The sequence below is a fragment of the Aquitalea magnusonii genome (assembly GCF_003202035.1).
Taxonomy (GTDB): domain Bacteria; phylum Pseudomonadota; class Gammaproteobacteria; order Burkholderiales; family Chromobacteriaceae; genus Aquitalea; species Aquitalea magnusonii.
Genome location: NZ_QJKC01000015.1, coordinates 32869 through 53131, shown reverse-complemented (window position 1 = coordinate 53131; position 20263 = coordinate 32869). Strand labels below are relative to the sequence as shown.

The window sequence follows — 20263 nt, the reverse complement described above, 5'->3', positions numbered from 1 at the left end:
GATCAGCTTGTCTGGCAGCCATTAAGCAATGACTGCCAGAAACGATAGCAGTGCTCAGTATAGAGATGCTCAGGCGACAGAAAAGTCGTTTTCCATGAATTGATTGTTTAGCCAAGATTAATAAAATAGTGGGCTAACCAGTCAGGCAGACTACGCTCAGTCATGCAAAACGCCCGCGAGCGCAAGGCTGGCGGGCGTGGTGGCCGGGGCCGGCGAACCGACCCGGTCACAGACTGCTTAGTGGAACTGCTCTTCTTCGGTGGAACCGGTCAGCGCGGTCACGCTGGACTGGCCGCCCTGGATCACGGTGGTGATGTCGTCGAAGTAGCCGGTGCCCACTTCCTGCTGGTGGGATACGAAGGTGTAGCCACGTTCGCGAGCGGCGAATTCCGGTTCTTGTACCTTTTCCACATAAGCCGACATGCCGCGGGCAACGTAGTCTTGTGCCAGGTCGTACATGTTGTACCACATGTTGTGGATACCAGCCAAAGTGATGAACTGGTATTTGTAGCCCATGGCACCCAGTTCGCGCTGGAACTTGGCGATGGTGGCATCGTCCAGGTTCTTCTTCCAGTTGAAGGACGGCGAGCAGTTGTAGGCCAGCAGCTTGCCCGGGTGCTTGGCGTGTACCGCTTCGGCAAACTTGCGGGCAAATTCCAGATCCGGCGTACCGGTTTCGCACCATACCAGGTCGGCGTAGTCAGCGTAGGCCACGGCGCGGCTGATGGCTTGTTCCAGACCCTTCTTGGTCTTGTAGAAGCCTTCGGCAGTGCGCTCGCCAGTCAGGAAAGGCTTGTCGTTGGCGTCGTAGTCGCTGGTGATCAGGTCAGCAGCTTCTGCGTCGGTACGGGCAATCACCAGGGTCGGCACGCCGTACACGTCGGCAGCCATACGGGCGGCGATCAGCTTCTGGATGGCTTCCTGGGTCGGTACCAGTACCTTGCCGCCCATGTGGCCACATTTCTTCACCGAGGCCAGTTGGTCTTCGAAGTGTACGCCACCCGCGCCAGCGCGGATCATGGCCTTCATCAGTTCGTAGGCGTTCAGTACGCCACCGAAACCGGCTTCGGCATCGGCCACGATGGGCGCGTAGTAGTCAACAAAGCCCGGCTGGCCTTTTTCCACACCCTTGGAGTGCTGGATTTCGTCGGCGCGGGTAAAGGCATTGTTGATACGCTCCACCACCTTCGGCACCGAGTCAACCGGATACAGCGATTGGTCCGGGTACATGGCGGAGTATTCGTTGTTGTCAGCAGCCACTTGCCAGCCGGACAGGTAGATGGCCTTGATGCCAGCCTTGACCTGCTGCATGGCCTGACCACCGGTCAGGGCGCCCAGACAGTTGATGTAGGGTTCGTTGTTGACCAGGTTCCACAGTTTCTCGGCGCCTTGGCGGGCCAGGGTGTGTTCCACTTGCACCGAACCACGCAGACGCTCTACGTCGGCGGCGGTGTAACCACGCTTGATACCTTTCCAGCGCGGGTTGGTGTCCCAGTCATGTTGAATGGCGGCGATACGTTGTTCGCGAGTAGTCATGTTCAAACCCTTCTCGAATAGTTTTCTCTGCAGTCCGGTGAATTCCGGCAATCCTCTGGCCAAATGACATTCCGGTTTTTCCGGAGTGATTTTGTTGACAACGGTTTTTGCCTGTTGCCCGTTCTGACCACCAAAAGCCCGCGGATAACGGCTTTGCTCGGGTGGGTCATTCAGCGTGTGTGGCCCATTATAAGCACAAAAAAAATCGCTTGTGTGCGGTGCAACACCGAAAAAAACACGATGTTCAGAAGGTGACAATTGTGGCGAAAAATGAATAATTGATCGCCCAGTTTTTGTTGCAGTTGCGAAAAGAAAAGTCCGAAAACGCACTGTGCGGTGAGCGCTGGTCACAGCGGTTGTGAACCCTGGGCAAGAACCGGGACTTGAATTCCCGCAGAGAGACCTTATCTGGCATCGGGACATCGTTAAAAGCTGATTCACTTGAGGTCTTGCCATGCAGGAAAACCAGAACAACGCGACCAACGAAGCCGCGGTCGACGAAACCATCAACGCAGCAGCCAGCGAACAGACTGTCGAGCAAACCGCCGAACAGCGCATCGCCGCACTGGAGGCACAGCTTGCCGAACTGCAGGATCAACTGCTGCGCAGCCGTGCCGATCAGGAAAACCAGCGTCGTCGCAATGCCGAAGAGCTGCTTAATACCCAGAAGTACGCCATCAACAAGTTTGCCCAGGAGCTGGTGCCGGTAAAGGACTACCTGGAAATGGCGCTGCTGGATCAGAGCGGCCAGATCGACACCCTGAAGATGGGCGTGGACATGACGCTGAAGCAACTGGTGGCCGCCTTTGACAAGGTACAGATCAAGGAAATCTCCCCGGCGGTAGGCGACAAGCTGGATCCGCATCTACACCAGGCCATGAGCGCGGAAGAATCCGACGCTGAAGCCAATACGGTGTTACGGGTGCTGCAAAAAGGCTATCAACTGGCTGAGCGCACGCTGCGTCCGGCCATGGTGATCGTGGCCAAGGCCAAAGCCTGACACGAGAGTCATAAAAAGGTTCTTGGCAGCCACTTGAAAAAGACAGCATAGCCAATACCTATGAAAACAACAGGCCACGGCTATCAGCGTTTGGCCGCAGTCGCAACGAATTGAGATAAAGGAATAAGGAATATGGGCAAAATCATTGGTATCGATCTGGGCACCACCAACTCCTGCGTAGCCGTAGTTGAAGGCGGCAACCCGAAAGTCATTGAAAACGCCGAAGGCGCACGCACCACCCCGTCCATCATCGCTTATCTGGACGATGGCGAAATCCTGGTTGGCGCACCGGCCAAGCGTCAGGCTGTCACCAACCCGAAAAACACCCTGTACGCCGCCAAGCGCCTGATCGGTCGCCGCTTTGAAGACAAGGAAGTACAAAAAGACATCGACCTGATGCCTTTCCAGATCATGAAGGCGCCCAATGGCGACGCCTGGGTCAAGGTACGCGATCAGGAACTGGCTCCACCGCAAATCTCCGCAGAAGTACTGCGCAAGATGAAAAAGGCTGCCGAAGACTACCTGGGTGAAGAAGTGACCGAAGCGGTGATCACCGTACCGGCCTACTTCAACGACAGCCAGCGTCAGGCCACCAAGGATGCCGGTCGTATCGCCGGCCTGGAAGTGAAGCGCATCATCAACGAACCGACCGCAGCTGCCCTGGCCTTTGGTCTGGCCAAGCAGGAAGGTGACCGCAAGATCGCCGTATACGACCTGGGTGGCGGTACCTTCGACGTCTCCATCATCGAAATCGCCGACGTTGACGGCGAGCACCAGTTCGAAGTGCTGTCCACCAACGGTGACACCTTCCTGGGCGGTGAAGACTTCGACCAGCGCCTGATCGACTACATCGTGACCGAATTCAAGCGCGAACAGGGCGTGGACCTGAAGAACGATGTAATGGCCCTGCAGCGTCTGAAGGAAGCCGCTGAAAAAGCCAAGATCGAGCTGTCCAGCGCCACCCAGACCGAGGTGAACCTGCCGTACATCACCATGGATGCCACCGGTCCGAAGCACCTGGCGATGAAGATTACCCGCGCCAAGTTCGAAAGCCTGGTTGACGACCTGATCACCCGCTCCATCGAACCGTGCCGCGTGGCATTGAAGGATGCTGGCGTATCGTTGTCCGACATCACCGACGTGATTCTGGTGGGTGGTCAGACCCGTATGCCGAAAGTACAGGATGCCGTTAAGGAATTCTTCGGCAAGGAACCGCGCAAGGACGTGAACCCGGATGAAGCCGTGGCCGTTGGTGCAGCGATCCAGGGTTCGGTACTGTCGGGTGACCGCAAAGACGTGCTGCTGCTGGACGTGACCCCGCTGTCGCTGGGTATCGAAACCCTGGGCGGCGTGATGACCAAGCTGATCCAGAAGAACACCACGATCCCGACCAAGGCATCGCAAACCTTCTCCACGGCGGATGACAACCAGACTGCGGTGACCATCCATGTGCTGCAAGGCGAGCGTGAAAAGGCTGCCGCCAACAAGAGCCTGGGCCAGTTCAATCTGGGTGACATTCCGCCGGCACCGCGTGGCATTCCGCAGATCGAAGTGGAATTCAACATCGATGCCAACGGTATCCTGCACGTATCGGCCAAGGACAAGGCCAGCGGCAAGCAGGCCAACATCACCATCCAGGCTTCTTCCGGTCTGTCGGAAGAGGAAATCCAGCGCATGGTGAAGGATGCCGAAGCCAATGCCGAGGAAGACAAGAAGCTGCACGAGCTGGTGACTGCCCGCAACCAGGCCGAAGGTCTGATCCACAGCGTGAAGAAGTCGCTGGCAGAGCACGGCGACAAGATCGACGCCGCGGAAAAGGCCAAGATCGAAGACGCTGTCAAAGCCGCGGAAGAAGTGGTGAAGAGCGAAGACAAGGCAGTGATCGAAGCCAAGACCGAAGAACTGGCCAAGGCCAGCCAGAAGCTGGGCGAAATCATGTATGCCCAGGCACAGCAGGCTGAGGCGGGTCAGGGTGCCGCCGATGCCGGCAAGGCCAAGGACGAAGGCGATGTGGTGGATGCCGAGTTCGAAGAAGTAAAAGACAAAAAGTAAGCCACAGGCTTGCTGACTGAACGAGGCACAGGGAATGGCGGAGACTGCTCCACCGGCCTCTGTGCCTTTGCCGTATCAAGAAGATCATTGCCTGCCGCACCGCTGGTCGCGGCCAGAGAGTGAAACACCATGTCCAAAAGAGATTTTTATGATGTGCTCGGCGTCAATCGCGATGCTTCCGAGGACGACATCAAAAAGGCATACCGCAAGCTGGCGATGAAATATCACCCGGACCGCAATCCGGACAGCAAGGAAGCCGAAGAGAAATTCAAGGAAGTCAAAGAGGCCTATGAAATCCTCTCTGACAGCCAGAAACGTGGCGCCTACGACCAGTTCGGCCATGCCGGGGTAGATCCGCAAGCCGGCGCTGGTGGCGGTGGTGCCGGTTTTGGTGGCTTTGGCGATTTCGCCGATATTTTCAGCGACATCTTCGGCGGTGGCCGGGGCGGTGCGGGCGGTGGCCGTTCCAATGTCTATCGTGGTGCCGACCTGCGCTATAACCTGGATATTTCGCTGGAAGAAGCGGCGCGTGGCTGCGAAAAGCAGATCCGCATCCCCTCGCATGAAGACTGCGAAGTGTGCCACGGCACCGGTGCCAAGCCGGGCACCCAGCCCAAGACCTGCTCCACCTGCGGTGGCCATGGTCAGGTACGCATGAGCCAGGGCTTCTTCTCCATCCAGCAAACCTGCCCGACCTGCCACGGCACCGGCAAGCAGATCAGCGATCCTTGCACCAGCTGCCATGGTGCTGGTCAGAAGAAGACCACCAAGACCCTGAACGTGAAGATTCCGGCTGGCGTGGACGAGGGCGACCGCATCCGCCTGTCCGGCGAAGGCGAGCCGGGGCAGAATGGCGGCCCGGCTGGTGATTTGTATGTGGTCACTCACATCAAGCAGCATGCGGTGTTCCAGCGCGATGGCATGGACCTGCATTGCGAGATGCCGATTTCCTTCGCGACAGCAGCATTGGGTGGCGAGGTGGAAATCCCCACCCTGGATGGCATGGCCAAGGTGAAGATTGCTGCCGAAACGCAAAGCGGCCGGGTATACCGTCTGCGTGGCAAGGGCGTGAAAGCGGTACGTGGCACCGACTATGGCGATCTGCACTGCCATGTGGTGGTGGAAACCCCGGTCAAGCTGACCGAGCGCCAGAAAGAATTGCTGCGCGAATTTGAAGCCATCAGTCAGGGCGACGTGGCCATGCATAATCCGCGCTCCAAATCCTTCATGGACAAGCTGCGCGATTTCTTCGAGTAAGCTGGCAAACCGCGTCTGGCCCTGCGTACAGACCTTGTTGAACAACCCCCGGTTTTCCGGGGGTTTTGTTTTTTGAGCCTGTGCCGGACGACGAAATGAAAAAAGCCACCGCGACCAGGCGGTGGCAAAGAACTTTCTTCAAAGGAACCAGCCAGGCAGCACAGCTTAGAAGTTGTGCTTCAGCATCAGCCAGGTAATGGTGGCCTTGTCCTGCGCCCAGCCCTGAGCGGTTTGCGCGCCCTTGTCTTCTTTCACCTGACCGTAACCGGCTTCAACCATGGTGCGCTTGCTCAGGGTGTAATCCAGTGCGGCAGCCCACTGGCTGGCACCCCAGTCTTGCGACTGGCCGTCCACTTTCACGCTGCTACGCTTGGAGTACACAAAAGACGGCTTGAAGGCGCCGATGGTGTAGGCCGCATTGAGTGCCCAGGAGCGGCTGGTCAGCTTGTTGGCACCGGTATTGGCAATGGTAGTGCCAGCAATACCGGAAACAGCATAGCTGCCATCGGTGTTCTTGGCCCATGCATCGCCCCACAGGGTGGTTTTCTGCAAAGTGGCAGCCAGGTAGAGGTTGTTGGCGTCGTAACCGAATTCAACGCGATGTACACCGCTGTTGTGGTCTGCCACGGTGTTGTACTTGGCCATGTAGGCATAGGCACCGAAGAAGCCGGCATTGGCGTAGGCCAGACGGGTACCCAGGGTGTTGCCGGTTTTCTTGCCGCCAGCGGCTTGTGCTTCACCGGAACCGAGGTGAACCATGGCATTGAAGCCGTTCAGGTCTGGGCTGTCATAGCGCACGCCGTTTTTTACGCGGCCATCACCATAGGCACCGAAAACATCCGTGCCTTCATACAGCGGGAAGGCCATGCCGGTGCTGGCATCGCGACGCGGGCCGTACAGGTTGTCGGTGGACTCGGTTTCACCCAGAACATCGTCGATGTAGCCCAGACGAACCTTACCGAAGTTGCCTTCCACGCCAACAAAGCTGGTGCGGTTGGCAAAGGTGCCGGAACCGGTACCGCTGGTGGCAACACCATCAACGTTCAGGCCGGTTTCAACCTGCCATATGGCTTTCAGACCATTACCCAGGTCTTCGCTTCCCTTGAAACCGATACGGCTGGCAAAGTCGTCTACACCCGTGCTCGACTTGAAGTTGGTATCAGTGCTTTTCATGCTGTCCAGACCGGCACGGATCGAGCCGTAGATGGTCACGTCGGCCTGGGCCAGTACCGGCATGGCGGCTGCGATGGCAGCAACGAGTACGAGTTTTTTCATTCCTCTAAATCCTTTAGTAGTTTTTTCTGGCCTGCCTGATCTGTTGGCAGGCTGGGCGCGGTGTAAAGCAAGCCATGTGAAAACTTGATTTCACCAACGGGGCTGAGTGTGCGAAACACCTTTGTAACCGTCAACGAACATTTATTAACAAATTGCCATGAGAACTTGCCTAATTAATCAGTGCAAATGGACTAATTTCATGTGTTTTGTTTTATTTTATTGTTTTAAAACAAATACTTGTGTTTGTTTTAAAGTTCAATGTCCATCCGGTGAATATTGTTTTTCATTGTTGTTTTTCAGCATGAACCCGCGTTTTGCTAAGTATTTTAACTGTTGCATTTTGGCAAATTAGACATTTTGTCTTATAAAAATGCTGTTTTTACACAACATTTAGCGCCAGCCGCCATGAGTGACAAGAATGCTTGGTATGATTTTTCCTGATGTGTCGCCTGCTATTGCCGCGGGCGCCCGCCCGGCAGACCCTGCAGGGCGCAACACATCGGCCCCGTGGCCGCTGCGCATGGGAATGACACTGCCAGCCGGCGGCAACAGGCGTACAATTCCCGGCATTGCTATTGTCACTGTGATGGAAATCCCATGATTTTTGCCAACCGCTATTTCCCCGCCACCCGCATGCGCCGCATGCGCAAGGATGATTTTTCCCGCCGCCTGATGCGTGAGAACGTCTTGACCACCAATGACCTGATCTATCCGGTATTTGTGCTGGAAGGCGAGAATCGCGAGCAGGCGGTCGCTTCCATGCCGGGCGTGGTGCGCCAGAGCCTGGACAAGCTGCTGTATACCGCCGAACAAGCCCTGGAACTGGGCATCCCCATGCTGTCGCTGTTCCCGGTGATTGAAACCGGCAAGGACAATGCCGCGCAGGAAGCCTATAACCCGGATGGCCTGGTACCCACCGTGGTGCGTGCGCTCAAGCAGCGCTTTCCCGAGCTGGGCGTGATGACGGATGGCGCACTGGACCCGTATACCGTGCATGGTCAGGATGGCCTGATCGATGACAAGGGCTATGTGCTGAATGACGAAACCACCGAAGTGCTGATCCGTCAGGGCTTGTGCCACGCAGAAGCCGGTGTGGACGTGTTTGGCCCGTCCGACATGATGGACGGTCGCATTGGCGCGCTGCGCGATGCCTTTGAAGAAGCCGGCTTCATCCATACCAAGATACTGGCTTACTCCGCCAAGTACGCTTCCGCCTTTTATGGCCCCTTCCGCGATGCCGTAGGTTCAGCCGCCAATCTGGGCAAGGCCGACAAGTACAACTACCAGATGGACCCGGCCAACCTGGACGAGGCCATCCAGGAAGTGGCCATGGATCTGGAGGAGGGCGCCGACATGGTGATGATCAAGCCGGGCCTGCCTTATCTGGATGTGATCCGCCGCGTGAAAGACACCTTCCGCGTGCCGACCTATGCCTATCAGGTGTCTGGTGAATACGCCATGCTCAAGGCCGCCTTCCAGAATGGCTGGCTGAACGAAGAGAAATGCATGATGGAAAGCCTGCTGGCCTTCAAGCGTGCCGGGGCGGATGGCATTCTGACTTACTTCGCGCTGGATGCAGCGCGTGTGCTGCGTCGCGGCTGAGCTTTGCTTGCCAGCGGCCGGATGCCTGCCGGCCGCTGGCAGGAGAACCCTTGAAGGAAGAGGCCATGGATATTCTGCATTCCACCTGGTTCTGGCTGTTTGTCATCGTGGCGCTGGTGATGTCCACCATCGGTTCACTGGCCAGACTGTCCAAGGCCCCGCCGCCAGTCGACCTGCCTGGTGTCAAGCCGCAGCCCTATGCGGCTGAGGATGATGAGGATGAAGACGGGCCGGACAGCCCGGCCGGCCATACCCCGGCCAGCTTGCGCAAGCCGAAATAGCGGCGCGGGCCGGCAAATGCAGCGACGGGCTGGCATCACGCCAGCCGGCTGCGCCGGAAATACTGCTGGATGAATTCGACACAGACACGCAGCTTGGCCGAGCTGGCCAGCTTTTCCGGATACACTGCCCAGATATCAGCCTGCAGGTAGTAATCGGGCAATACCCGTACCAGTTCTCCCCGTTCCAGCTCGCCGGCCACATCCCATAGCGAGCGCAACATGATGCCGTGGCCCTGCAAGGCCCACTGGTGTACCACTTCGCCATGGTTGGCCGCCAGCGCACCCTGCACCCGGATGCTGCATTCCCCTTGCGGGCCGGTCAGCCGCCATACCCCGAAGGGATGATCCCTTTCCTTGATGACCAGGCAATTGTGCCGGCTCAGTGCATTGAGCGTGGCCGGAGCGCCATGTCTTGCCACATAAGCCGGCGCCGCACACAGGATGCGTCGGTTATCCGCCAGCTTGCGCGCCAGTAGCTGCGGGGCAATCTCGTTGCCCACGCGGATGTCCAGGTCGATGCCTTCTTGGGCCAGGTCGATCAGACAATCGGCCACTTCGAAGCGGATGTTCAGCTCCGGGTAGTGTCCTGCCAGTTCGCCCAGTGCCGGTGCCAGATGCACCCGGCCAAAACCAAAGCTGCTGCTGATGCGGATGATGCCGCGCGGCTGCTCCCGCGCACTCCCGATCTCCACGCTCATCTGTTCCACGTCCTGCAGTATTTTGCCCGCCCATTGGTAGATGCGTTCTCCCCGCTCGGTCATGGCGATGCGCCGGGTGGTGCGGTCCAGCAGACGACAATCCAGGCATTGCTCCAGCACGCGAATGCGTTTGCTGACATAGGCCGGCGAGGCGGCCATGGCTTCGGCGGCCGCAGCAAATCCGCCCTTGCGCACGACCAGGCAAAATACCCGCAAATCTTCAAGCTGCAGCAGATCCTTCATGTTTCGTGTTTTCTGTATGCACGGATCAGCCAATTATCCGGGCTTTGTTTTCCGCCATGCTAGGCCTCGAAGTACAAGGTCATTACGACGAAAGAACAGAGGAGGGCAGGATGCGGGCTTACAGGATTGCCGCCATCGCAGGCGATGGCATCGGGCAGGAAGTGCTACCGGAAGGCTTGCGGGTGCTGGAGGCGGCGGCCAGGCGCTTTGACATCGACTTGTCGATTAGCCGGTTTGACTGGGCCAGCTGTGACTACTACCTGCAACACGGCCAGATGATGCCGGACAACTGGTTCGACACCTTGCGCGGCTTTGACGCCATCTATTTCGGAGCCGTCGGCATGCCGGACAAGGTGGCGGACCATGTGTCGCTGTGGGGTTCGCTGTTGAAGTTCCGCCGCCAGTTCGACCAATACGTCAATCTGCGTCCGGTGCGTTTGCTGCCCGGTGTGCCCTGTCCGCTGGCCAATCGTCAGCCGGGTGAGATCGATTTCCTGGTGGTGCGGGAAAATACCGAGGGCGAGTACTCCGCAGTCGGTGGCCGCATGTTCGAAGGAACGGAACGCGAGCTGGTGTTGCAGCAAGCAATATTTACCCGCCATGGCGTGGATCGCATCCTGCATCACGCTTTTGCCCTGGCACAAAGCCGGCCGCGCAAAAAGCTGACCGCCGCCACCAAATCCAACGGCATCGCGGTGAGCATGCCCTATTGGGATGAGCGGGTGGCGGCGGTGGCACAGCACTACCCGGAGGTGCAATGGGAACGGCAGCATGTGGATATTCTGGCTGCACGTTTTGTATTGCAGCCCGACCGCTTCGATGTGGTGGTGGCTTCCAATCTGTTTGGCGACATCCTGTCCGACCTCGGCCCGGCTTGTACCGGCACCATTGGCCTGGCTGCGTCGGCCAATCTCAATCCCGAGCGCCGTTTCCCCTCCCTGTTTGAACCGGTACACGGTTCTGCGCCGGACATCTTCGGCAAAAACATCGCCAACCCCATCGCCATGATCTGGTCAGGTGCGCTGATGCTGGATTTTCTTGGCCGCAGCCAGGGGCCTTGCCGCGCCGCCCACGATGCCATCATGCGGGCCATCGAGTCTGTGCTGCTGAGCGGTCCGCTGACCGCTGATCTGGGGGGCCGGGCCAGCACCACCGAGCTGGGCCAGGCCATTGCCGCAGCTGTGATGCAGGCTCCGCTGGCGGTGGAAGACTGAGCCACGGCGTACGGGCAGGACAGCGTAATTTCCTTATTTCCGAATCAGGCCAGGCCTGGGCCTGGCAGCAGGGAGGCAAGATGCACAAGCTCACACACAGCCGGCGCGATGTGCCGCTGGCACTGGTCAGTTTGCTGATCGTGATGGTGATGGTGGTGGTGATGATCGCCATGCCGCAGGCTTCGATCGAGGTGGCGGATCGATTGATGACCTGGTGTACCAATGTATTTGCCTCGCCGATCTTGCTGTTTGCCTTTGGCTCGGTGCTGTTTGTTGCCTGGCTGGCGCTGAGCAAGTACGGGCAGATCCGTCTGGGCGAAGGCGGCCCGGATTATTCCACCTTGTCGTGGATTTTCATGTTCATCATGTCCGGCATGGGCTCGTCCGCCCTGTACTGGGGCTTTCTGGACTGGGCGTATTACTACCAGACCCCCGGTCTGAACCTGCCGCCGGCATCGCCGCAGGCGCTGAAATACAGTGTGGCTTATTCGCTGTTTCATTCCGGCCTGAGTGCCTGGGCCATGTATGCCGTGGGCTCGGTGGCCATGTGTTACTACTATCACGTGCGCAAAAACAAGGGCTTGAGCCTGGCGGCCATCGTTGCCGCCATTACCGGTCGTCGGTCTGACGGCCCGCTGGGCCGCCTGGTGGATTTGCTATTCATGCTGTGCATGTTCGGGGCCTTGACCATTTCCCTGGTGCTGACCGCCACCACCTTTACCCGCTTGCTATCCACGCTAACCGGCATTCCGGATAGTTTTGTCACGCAGCTGGTGGTGATTCTTTCAGTTGCCGTACTGTTTACCCTGTCATCCTGGGTGGGCATGGATGGTGGCATGAAGCGCCTGAGCCAGATGGTGTGCTGGGGCGTGCTGGCACTGGCCGCTTATGTGTATCTGCTGGGGCCAACCCACTTCATTACCAGTAATGTCTTGTCCAGCCTGGGGCTGATGCTCAGCAGTTTTGTCGACATGAGCTTGTTTACCGACCCGCTGGGCGACGGCAAGTTTACCCGTGAGTGGACGGTGTTTTACTGGCTGTGGTGGATTTCCTATGCACCGGGGGTGGCCTTGTTTGTCACCCGCGTTTCCCGCGGCCGCACCATCCGAGAGGTACTGCTGGCCATGATGTTTGGCGGCTGTGCCGGCATCTGGTTTGTTTACGGCGTGCTGGAAAGCTATAGCGTGCACAGCTTCATCAATGGCTTGGTGGCGGTGCCGCAGGTATTGCAGGCCGAGGGAGGGGAGTCGGCGATTGCGCAGTTGCTGGCGCTATTGCCCGCTGGCCGTGTGGTGATGGCCTTCTTTCTGGCGGTGATGGCGATCTTTCTGGCCGCGCACATGGATGCGGTAGGTTATGCCGTCTCCGCCACCTGTACCCGCAACCTGGCCGAAGGGGAGGACCCATCACCCATCGACCGCCTGTTCTGGTGCGTCATGCTCACGCTGGTGCCGCTGGCGATGATTTTTGCCAAGGCACCGCTCAATACCATGAAGACCACGGTGATTGTGACGGCCATCCCCTTTGCCCTGATCACGCTGGTGATGGTGTATGGCCTGCTCAAGTGGCTGCATGAAGATTATGGTGCGGTCCCGGCACACCAGATAGGCGAACAGCCACCCCCTGCCGTGGCCAGCAACCAGTCCAGCTCCTGAGCCCGGCCATGGCCAGTCGCTATCAGCTTTCTGTGGAAATGCAGTCTTTTGTCAAGCAGTGCGCCCTGTTTCAGCCCGCTGACGACAGCCTGTCCGAAATGCGTGTCGCCTACGATGCCCTGTGCCGTTACTTCACCCCGCCGCTGCCGGCGGGGCTGCAGGTGACCGAGCTTGCGTTGCCGGTGGCCGGCAGGGCCATCCCCTTGCGCCTGTACCGCCCCGCGGCGGACAGACCGCCTGCCGGTTGGCCCTGTGTGCTGTATCTGCATGGCGGCGGCTGGATGCTCGGTGGACTGGATTCCCATGTCGTTATCGCGGCACCGCTGGCGCTGCAGTGTGCCGCGGCTGTGCTGGTGGTCGATTACCGCCTGGCTCCGGAGCATGCGTTTCCTGCCGCCTTCGAGGATTGCCTGGCGGTATGGGACGCGTTGCGGCTGGATGGCCTCGGGCTGGGTATCGACACCGCCCGTGTCGTGGTTGCCGGTGACAGTGCCGGTGGCAATCTGGCCGCAGCACTATGCCTGGCGGCCCGTGGCAGGCCTGGTCCGCCGCTGTGCGGGCAAGCGCTGCTCTACCCGGCACTGGCGGCCGTGCCGACCGAGCCTGCGGCCAGTGAACATGCCGATGCCCCGCTGCTCAGCCGCGCTGACATGCGCTATTACCTGGAGCAGTACGCAGCCGACCCGGCACTGCATGCCGATCCACGGCTGGCACCCCTGGCGGCGGGCGATCTGAGCGCGCTGCCCCCGGCCTTTGTTGCAGTGGCGGAGTACGACCCACTTCGTGACGATGGCCTGCTTTATGTGCAGCGCCTGCGGGCGCAAGGCATTGCGGCGGAATGTCATGTCGGCCACGGGCTACTGCATGGCTGCCTGCGCTTCTGGCCGCAGGGCCGCGAGACGGCGCGCATGTACCAGGCGCTGCGCGATGCCATACGCCGCATGCTGGCCGCTCAGCCATGACATCTGTTGCGCAGCGTGGCGGCTGGTGCCGCTGCGCGACCTTTCCACCGGTCTTGCCATGCTTGTTCGTCGGGCATGACCGGACAAGAAAAGGGCAGGCATTAGCAGCCCTGTGACGACCCCAAGCAGAGGAGAACACCCATGAATGACTACACCCGATTGAACCCGGATTTCTGTGCCGATCACGAACGTGCCTGGACCCTGCCCGCCGAGTACTACACCTCCGACCGGGTCTATCAGTTCGAGAAGGAGAAGATTTTTGCCAATAGCTGGATCTGTGTGGCACATGGCAGCGAACTGGCCGAATCCAACGACTACATCACCCGCGATGTGGCAGGCGAAAGCATCATCGTGGTGCGTGGCCGGGATGGGGTATTGCGCAGCTTTTACAATGTTTGTCCGCACCGTGGCCACCAGCTGCTGCAAGGCAGTGGCCGGGCCAAGAATGTGATCACCTGTCCCTATCATGCCTGGACCTTCAAGCTGGATGGCCAGCTGGGTCATGCGCGCAATTGTGAAAACGTGGTCGATTTCGACCCGCAAAAGGCTGCGCTGTCGCCGCTCAGGGTGGAGGAATATGCCGGTTTCGTGTTTATCAACATGAATCTGGATGCCGACCCGGTGGAGGATCAGCTACCCGGCCTGGCCGAGAGTTTGCGTGCAGCCTGCCCGGTGATCGACCAGCTGCATCTGGCGGCGCGCTTTATCACCACCACGCCGGCCAACTGGAAAATCATCGTCGACAACTATATGGAGTGCTACCACTGCGCGCCGGCACATCCGGGCTTTGCCGATTCGGTGCAGGTGGACAAGTACACGCACACCCTGCATGGCAACTGGACACTGCAGTTCGGCCTGGCACGCTCGTCGGAAAAGTCCTTCAAGATCGACCCCACGGTACAGAACCCCAGCTTCAGCGGCTACTGGGCCTGGCCCTGCACCATGTTCAACGTACCGCCCGGTGCCGATTTCATGACGGTCATCTATGAATACCCGCAGGATGCCGAGACCACCTTGCAGTACTACGACATTTATTTCCGCAACAAGGAGCTGACCGCAGAACAGCAGGCACTGGTGGAGTGGTATCGCACCGTCTTCCGGCCGGAAGACCTGCGACTGGTGGAGAGCGTGCAGCGCGGGCTGAAGTCGCGTGGCTACCGCGGGCAGGGCCGCATCATGACTGATCGCCAGCGCAGCGGCATCAGTGAGCACGGCATTGCCCACTTCCACCAGCTGGTGGCGCGCCAGCACCAGGACTGATGCCACCTGCGGCGGTGCCGGTTGGCGGTCGCCGCCGCTTTTGCGGAGTATCCGATGAAATTGCAAGAACCCCTGCTGTTGCGACAGCACGCGTATATCAATGGCCAATGGTGCGCTGCCGATGGGGCGGACACCTTTGCCGTACACGACCCGGCCACGGATCAGCTGATTGCCCATCTTCCGTTGATGGGTGAAGCGGAAGCCATGCGTGCCATTCAGGCCGCCGATGCGGCGCTGCCGGCCTGGCGCGACCTGACGGCAAAAGAACGCGCCCGGCTATTGCGTCGGTGGTTTTTCCTGCTGGAGCAACACGAAGAAGACCTGGCGCGGCTGATGACCTGGGAGCAGGGCAAGCCACTGGCCGAGGCGCGCGGTGAAATCCGCTATGCCGCCTCATTTGTCGAATGGTTTGCCGAAGAAGCCAAGCGTCTGTATGGCGATGTGATTCCGGCGCCGCGCCAGGACCAGACACTGCTGGTGATGCGCGAGCCGATTGGGGTTTGTGCCGCCATCACACCGTGGAATTTCCCGGCCGCCATGATTACCCGCAAGGCTGCCCCGGCGCTGGCGGCTGGCTGTACCATCGTCATCAAGCCGGCCAACGAAACCCCGCTATCCGCCCTGGCGCTGGCCGAGCTGGCCCACCGTGCCGGCATTCCGCCGGGTGTGTTCAATATCGTTACTGGCGATGCCCAGGCCATTGGCCAGCAGTTCAGCACCCATCCGCTGGTACGCAAGCTCAGCTTTACCGGCTCCACGCCAATCGGCAGGCTGCTGATGGCGCAGTGCGCCGGCACCATCAAGAAAGTCTCGCTGGAACTGGGCGGCAATGCGCCCTTCATCGTGTTTGACGATGCCGATCTGGACGCTGCGGTGGAGGGTGCCATCCAGGCCAAGTTCCGCAATGCCGGCCAGACCTGTGTCTGCGTCAACCGCTTTTATGTTCACCAGTCGGTGTATACCGGTTTTCTGGAGCGTTTCTGCGCCAGGGTTGCCGAATTGCGGGTGGGGAATGGCTTTGCCGAGGCCAGCGAGATCGGCCCATTGATTTCTGCCCGTGCCGTCAGCAAGGTGCAATCCCTGCTGGACGATGCCGTGCAGCAGGGTGCCCGCTTGCTGACTGGCGGACAAAGCCTGGCCGCCGGGCCGCAGTACTTTGCCCCCACTGTCATTGCCGATGTGAAGCCGGGCATGCGCCTGCTCGACGAGGAAATTTTCGGACCGCTGGCACCGGTGATGCCGTTTGCCAGCGACCAAGAGGTCGTCATGCTGGCCAATGCCACCATTTACGGCCTGGCCGCCTACTTCTACAGCCGCGACATCAGCCGCGTGTGGCGCGTCGCCCGGCAACTGGAGTACGGCATTGTCGGCATCAACACCGGCATGGTGTCCAACGAGGTGGCCCCCTTTGGCGGCATCAAGCAGTCCGGTCTGGGGCGCGAGGGCTCCCGTTACGGCATTGATGACTATCTTGAGTCCAAATACCTGTGCATGGCGTGCTGAACGTCCCGCGCCGTGTTTCCAGTCAACCCCGAGCATCAAGCAACATGACCCACCAGACCCCGAATATTGCCGTCCGCGTGGTGCGGATAGAACAAGCCAGCCCCCTGATCAAACGCTTCACCCTGCAGGCCGCAGATGGCGGCAGCCTGCCGGCATTTGGCGGCGGCAGCCATGTCATTGTGCAAATCCCCGCCGCCAGCGGTTTGCTCTATAACGCCTATTCCCTGCTCAGCTCGCCTTTCCAGTTGCAGCACTACCAGATTGCCGTGCGGCGCGAAGAAGCCTCCCGCGGCGGTTCGGCCTTCATGCACGAACAACTGGCCGAGGGCGATATTCTGCAGATATCGCCACCTAACAATTTATTCCCACTGCATGCCAGCAGTGGCCGGCAGATTCTGATTGCCGGTGGCATCGGCATCACGCCCTTCATGTCGCAGATGGAAGAGTTACAGGCCAGCGGCGCAAGCTTTGAACTGCATTACGCTTTTCGCAGTCGCGAACAAGCAGCGTTTGTTGAAGAACTGACCGCCCGCTACGGTGCGCACTGCCATTTTCATGATGCCGCCCAAGGCGAGTTGTGCGATGTCGCCGGCTTGCTGCAGCAGATGGCCGAGCAGGACCATGTCTATGTCTGCGGGCCGCAGTCGCTGATCGAGGCGGTGCAGGTGGCCGGGGCGGCGCAGGGCATAGCGCCAGCGCGCCTGCACTGGGAACAGTTTGCCGCCAGCACGCAAGGCGGAGCGGCATTTACCGTGGTGCTGGCCCGTTCCGGGCGCGAAATCCCGGTGGCGGCAGGGCAAAGCATTCTGCAAGCCATCGAGAGCGATGGCACGGTTGCCGTGGATTGCCTGTGCCGCGAGGGCGTATGTGGCACCTGTGAGGTGGGCATTGTCGAGGGCGAGGCTGAACATCGCGACCAGTACCTCAGTGACGAAGAAAAGCAGGCGCAAAAGAGCCTGCTGATCTGTGTATCGCGCGCGCGCGGTGCACGGCTGGTGCTGGATCTGTGAGGGGTGGCCGGCGCTCGGTCGGCCATGCGCTGGCGCTGGATGACGCTGTCGGTTGAATGATGACAGTTGCTCTCCCGCTGCTGATTGCAGGGTGACAGCTGGCAAGTGATTTCCTTGACAACTGTCACTGATAAAGCCGTATGCGCTGGGCTAGAATGGATGACAGTTTCCGGCGCGCGGTGATCCCGCTGCGACTGCAGTCCCGGCGCCTCACGATTGGCCTACAAGGACATCCCTGCCATGAACCATACCTATCTTGCCCACCTGGAAGCCACGCTGGCCCAAATTCGCGCCGATGGATTTGAAAAGCCGGAACGGGTGATTGCCACCCCGCAGCGCTCCGATATCGCGCTGGCTGGTGGTGCGCATGTACTCAACTTCTGCGCTAACAACTATCTGGGGCTGGCTGATGATGCCCGCCTGATCGACGCCGCCAAGCGCGGGCTGGACGACTATGGCTATGGCTGCGCCTCGGTGCGCTTCATCTGTGGTACCCAGCAGGTGCACAAGGATCTGGAACACGCCATTTCCGGCTTCCTTGGCACCGACGACACCATCCTGTATTCCAGCTGTTTCGACGCCAACGGCGGCGTGTTCGAAACCTTGCTGGGTGAAGAAGACGCGGTGATTTCCGACGAGCTGAACCACGCCTCCATCATTGATGGCGTGCGCCTGTGCAAGGCCAAGCGTTTCCGCTACAAAAACAACGACATGGCCGATCTGGAAGCCCAGCTGATTGCCGCCGAAGCGGCCGGTGCGCGCTTCAAGCTGATTGTCACTGACGGCGTGTTCTCCATGGACGGCATCATTGCCGACCTGAAAACCCTGTGCGAAGTGGCCGGCCGCCATGGTGCGCTGGTGATGGTGGACGACTCCCACGCCGTCGGTTTCATCGGCGAAAACGGTGCCGGTACGCCAGAGTTGTGCGGCGTGGCCGACAAGGTGGACATCTACACCGGCACGCTGGGCAAGGCGCTGGGCGGCGCTTCCGGTGGCTATGTATCCGGCCGCAAACCCATCATCGACCTGTTGCGTCAGCGTTCGCGTCCTTATCTGTTCTCCAACAGCCTGGCTCCGGCCATTGCCGCGGCCAGCCTGGAAGTGCTCAAGCTGATCCAGAACGAAGGCCAGCAGCTGCGCGCCCAGCTCAAGCGCAATGCCGAGCTGTTCCGCAACGAAATGTCCGCGGCCGGCTTCACCCTGGTGCCGGGCCAGCATCCCATCATCCCGGTGATGCTGGGCGATGCCCGTCTGGCTGGCGAAATGGCGGCCCGCCTGCTGCAAGAAGGGGTGTATGTGATCGGCTTCTCCTTCCCGGTGGTACCCAAGGGCAAGGCGCGTATCCGCACCCAGATGTCCGCCGGTCACACGGTGGAGCAGGTGCAGCGTGCGGTGGCCGCCTTCATCAAGGTGGGCCGTGAGCTGAAAGTGATCGACTGAACCGCATCCAGACTTTTGCCCGTGGGCCTGCTGGCCGGCGGGCGCGCAACAGACAGGCAGGTAAACGCAATGAAAGCACTCTCCAAACTCAAGTCCGCACCCGGTTTGTGGATGAACGATGTGGCCCAGCCGGAAATCGGCCATAACGACCTGCTGATCAAGATCAGCAAAACCGCCATCTGCGGCACCGACATCCATATCTGGAACTGGGATGAATGGGCGCAAAAAACCATTCCGGTACCGATGCACGTCGGCCACGAATACGTGGGCGTGGTGGCCGCCATGGGCTCCGAAGTGCGTGGCTTTGAAATCGGCCAGCGTGTGTCCGGCGAAGGTCATATCACCTGCGGCCATTGCCGCAACTGTCGTGCCGGCCGTCGCCACCTGTGCCGCAACACCGTGGGCGTGGGCGTCAACCGCGAAGGCGCATTTGCCGAATACCTGGTGATTCCGGCCTTTAATGCCTTCCCGATTCCGGACGACATTTCCGATGATCTGGCGGCCATCTTCGACCCCTTCGGCAATGCGGTGCATACCGCGCTGTCCTTCAATCTGGTGGGCGAGGATGTGCTGATCACCGGCGCCGGCCCCATCGGCATCATGGCGGTGGCCATTGCCAAGCATGTGGGGGCGCGCCATATCGTCATCACCGACGTCAACGACTACCGCCTCGATCTGGCACGCCAGATGGGGGCCAGCCGTGCGGTGAACGTGGCGCGTGAAGACCTGAAACAGGTGATGAGCGAGCTGCATATGTGCGAAGGCTTTGATGTGGGCCTGGAAATGTCCGGTAATCCGCAGGCCTTCCGCCAGATGCTGGAAACCATGAACCACGGCGGCAAGGTGGCGCTGCTGGGCATTCCGCCATCCAATACCGCCATCGACTGGAACCAGGTCATCTTCAAGGGCCTGGAAATCAAGGGCATCTATGGCCGCGAGATGTTTGAAACCTGGTACAAGATGGTGGCGCTGATCCAGTCCGGGCTGGACATCCGCCCCATCATCACCCATCACTTCAAGGTGGATGATTTCGAGCAGGGCTTTGCCACCATGCTGTCCGGCCAAAGCGGCAAGGTGATTCTGGACTGGAACTGATGGCCCGGACTCGCCTGCCAAGCCAGGCAGGCTGATGACAACAGGCCCGGCATGACCGGGCCTTGTCATTGCGGTGGTGGCTTGCGCTGATGTCGTGATTGCCCCTGTGTCTGCCCTTTTTCCCCTGGGGTGGGGCGCTGTAATGTGTCATGTCAATTTGGCAAGATGTCATGATCGGTC

Annotated in this window: 16 protein-coding genes; 13 read left to right on the top strand and 3 right to left on the bottom strand. The window is 59.7% G+C overall.

The window, feature by feature from the left end:
* Nucleotides 1-237: 237 nt before the first annotated feature.
* Nucleotides 238-1536: an isocitrate lyase gene (gene aceA / locus DFR38_RS15730; protein ID WP_045847570.1), complete on the bottom strand. Its 1299-nt coding sequence runs from the start codon at nt 1534-1536 to the stop codon at nt 238-240.
* Nucleotides 1537-1990: 454 nt separating this feature from the next.
* On the opposite strand from aceA, the gene grpE reads away from it, so the two are divergent.
* The 3 genes from grpE to dnaJ all read left to right on the top strand — a co-directional run bounded on the left by grpE (nt 1991) and on the right by dnaJ (nt 5845).
* Nucleotides 1991-2536, top strand: a complete 546-nt coding sequence (gene grpE, locus DFR38_RS15725) for a nucleotide exchange factor GrpE (RefSeq protein ID WP_059286450.1) — start codon at nt 1991-1993, stop codon at nt 2534-2536.
* A 132-nt stretch (nt 2537-2668) separates the two neighbouring features.
* Nucleotides 2669-4588 carry a molecular chaperone DnaK gene (dnaK, locus tag DFR38_RS15720; RefSeq protein ID WP_059286449.1) on the top strand — a complete coding sequence of 640 codons (1920 nt, stop codon included), beginning with the start codon at nt 2669-2671 and terminating at the stop codon, nt 4586-4588.
* A 129-nt stretch (nt 4589-4717) separates the two neighbouring features.
* A complete protein-coding gene (gene dnaJ, locus DFR38_RS15715) occupies nt 4718-5845 on the top strand; it encodes a molecular chaperone DnaJ (protein ID WP_059286448.1) in 1128 nt (375 codons plus the stop codon).
* Between the two features lie 165 nt (nt 5846-6010).
* Here the strand turns inward: dnaJ and DFR38_RS15710 are convergent, their stop codons facing one another.
* Nucleotides 6011-7120, bottom strand: a complete 1110-nt coding sequence (locus DFR38_RS15710; RefSeq protein WP_059286447.1) for a porin — start codon at nt 7118-7120, stop codon at nt 6011-6013.
* A 597-nt stretch (nt 7121-7717) separates the two neighbouring features.
* On the opposite strand from DFR38_RS15710, the gene hemB reads away from it, so the two are divergent.
* Entirely contained in the window at nt 7718-8722 is a 1005-nt protein-coding gene (gene hemB, locus DFR38_RS15705) for a porphobilinogen synthase (protein ID WP_059286446.1), read from the top strand.
* Between the two features lie 65 nt (nt 8723-8787).
* Complete coding sequence (locus DFR38_RS15700) at nt 8788-9003, top strand: hypothetical protein (protein ID WP_146215988.1); 216 nt, start codon at nt 8788-8790, stop codon at nt 9001-9003.
* A gap of 35 nt (nt 9004-9038) precedes the next feature.
* Here the strand turns inward: DFR38_RS15700 and DFR38_RS15695 are convergent, their stop codons facing one another.
* Nucleotides 9039-9944 (bottom strand): LysR family transcriptional regulator, encoded by a 906-nt coding sequence (locus DFR38_RS15695; protein ID WP_059286444.1) that lies wholly within the window; start codon nt 9942-9944, stop codon nt 9039-9041.
* Between the two features lie 110 nt (nt 9945-10054).
* Here DFR38_RS15695 and DFR38_RS15690 point away from each other — a divergent pair, with 110 nt between their 5' ends.
* From DFR38_RS15690 to tdh, 8 genes are all read left to right on the top strand, one after another.
* Nucleotides 10055-11158, top strand: a complete 1104-nt coding sequence (locus DFR38_RS15690) for a tartrate dehydrogenase (protein ID WP_059286443.1) — start codon at nt 10055-10057, stop codon at nt 11156-11158.
* Between the two features lie 80 nt (nt 11159-11238).
* Nucleotides 11239-12813, top strand: a complete 1575-nt coding sequence (locus DFR38_RS15685) for a BCCT family transporter (protein WP_059286442.1) — start codon at nt 11239-11241, stop codon at nt 12811-12813.
* Nucleotides 12814-12821: 8 nt separating this feature from the next.
* The gene (locus DFR38_RS15680; protein ID WP_110313610.1) at nt 12822-13775 is read left to right on the top strand and encodes an alpha/beta hydrolase; all 954 of its coding nucleotides are present in this window, start codon (nt 12822-12824) and stop codon (nt 13773-13775) included.
* A 141-nt stretch (nt 13776-13916) separates the two neighbouring features.
* A complete protein-coding gene (locus tag DFR38_RS15675) occupies nt 13917-15035 on the top strand; it encodes an aromatic ring-hydroxylating oxygenase subunit alpha (RefSeq protein WP_059286961.1) in 1119 nt (372 codons plus the stop codon).
* A gap of 54 nt (nt 15036-15089) precedes the next feature.
* A complete protein-coding gene (locus tag DFR38_RS15670) occupies nt 15090-16538 on the top strand; it encodes an NAD-dependent succinate-semialdehyde dehydrogenase (protein WP_059286967.1) in 1449 nt (482 codons plus the stop codon).
* Between the two features lie 44 nt (nt 16539-16582).
* Entirely contained in the window at nt 16583-17548 is a 966-nt protein-coding gene (locus DFR38_RS15665; protein WP_059286962.1) for a PDR/VanB family oxidoreductase, read from the top strand.
* A gap of 240 nt (nt 17549-17788) precedes the next feature.
* On the top strand, nt 17789-18988 hold the full coding sequence (locus DFR38_RS15660) for a glycine C-acetyltransferase (protein WP_059286968.1): 1200 nt from the start codon (nt 17789-17791) through the stop codon (nt 18986-18988).
* A 69-nt stretch (nt 18989-19057) separates the two neighbouring features.
* The gene (tdh, locus tag DFR38_RS15655; protein WP_059286963.1) at nt 19058-20083 is read left to right on the top strand and encodes an L-threonine 3-dehydrogenase; all 1026 of its coding nucleotides are present in this window, start codon (nt 19058-19060) and stop codon (nt 20081-20083) included.
* Nucleotides 20084-20263 lie beyond the last annotated feature (180 nt).

Coding starts and splice junctions, on each gene's coding strand:
- DFR38_RS15685 (WP_059286442.1), top strand. CDS start 11,239: ATGCACAAGCTCACACACAGCCGGCGCGATGTGCCGCTGGCACTGGTC.
- tdh (WP_059286963.1), top strand. CDS start 19,058: ATGAAAGCACTCTCCAAACTCAAGTCCGCACCCGGTTTGTGGATGAAC.
- DFR38_RS15670 (WP_059286967.1), top strand. CDS start 15,090: ATGAAATTGCAAGAACCCCTGCTGTTGCGACAGCACGCGTATATCAAT.
- DFR38_RS15695 (WP_059286444.1), bottom strand. CDS start 9,944: ATGAAGGATCTGCTGCAGCTTGAAGATTTGCGGGTATTTTGCCTGGTC.
- dnaJ (WP_059286448.1), top strand. CDS start 4,718: ATGTCCAAAAGAGATTTTTATGATGTGCTCGGCGTCAATCGCGATGCT.
- DFR38_RS15675 (WP_059286961.1), top strand. CDS start 13,917: ATGAATGACTACACCCGATTGAACCCGGATTTCTGTGCCGATCACGAA.
- DFR38_RS15690 (WP_059286443.1), top strand. CDS start 10,055: ATGCGGGCTTACAGGATTGCCGCCATCGCAGGCGATGGCATCGGGCAG.
- DFR38_RS15700 (WP_146215988.1), top strand. CDS start 8,788: ATGGATATTCTGCATTCCACCTGGTTCTGGCTGTTTGTCATCGTGGCG.
- DFR38_RS15710 (WP_059286447.1), bottom strand. CDS start 7,120: ATGAAAAAACTCGTACTCGTTGCTGCCATCGCAGCCGCCATGCCGGTA.
- grpE (WP_059286450.1), top strand. CDS start 1,991: ATGCAGGAAAACCAGAACAACGCGACCAACGAAGCCGCGGTCGACGAA.
- DFR38_RS15665 (WP_059286962.1), top strand. CDS start 16,583: ATGACCCACCAGACCCCGAATATTGCCGTCCGCGTGGTGCGGATAGAA.
- aceA (WP_045847570.1), bottom strand. CDS start 1,536: ATGACTACTCGCGAACAACGTATCGCCGCCATTCAACATGACTGGGAC.
- dnaK (WP_059286449.1), top strand. CDS start 2,669: ATGGGCAAAATCATTGGTATCGATCTGGGCACCACCAACTCCTGCGTA.
- DFR38_RS15680 (WP_110313610.1), top strand. CDS start 12,822: ATGGCCAGTCGCTATCAGCTTTCTGTGGAAATGCAGTCTTTTGTCAAG.
- hemB (WP_059286446.1), top strand. CDS start 7,718: ATGATTTTTGCCAACCGCTATTTCCCCGCCACCCGCATGCGCCGCATG.
- DFR38_RS15660 (WP_059286968.1), top strand. CDS start 17,789: ATGAACCATACCTATCTTGCCCACCTGGAAGCCACGCTGGCCCAAATT.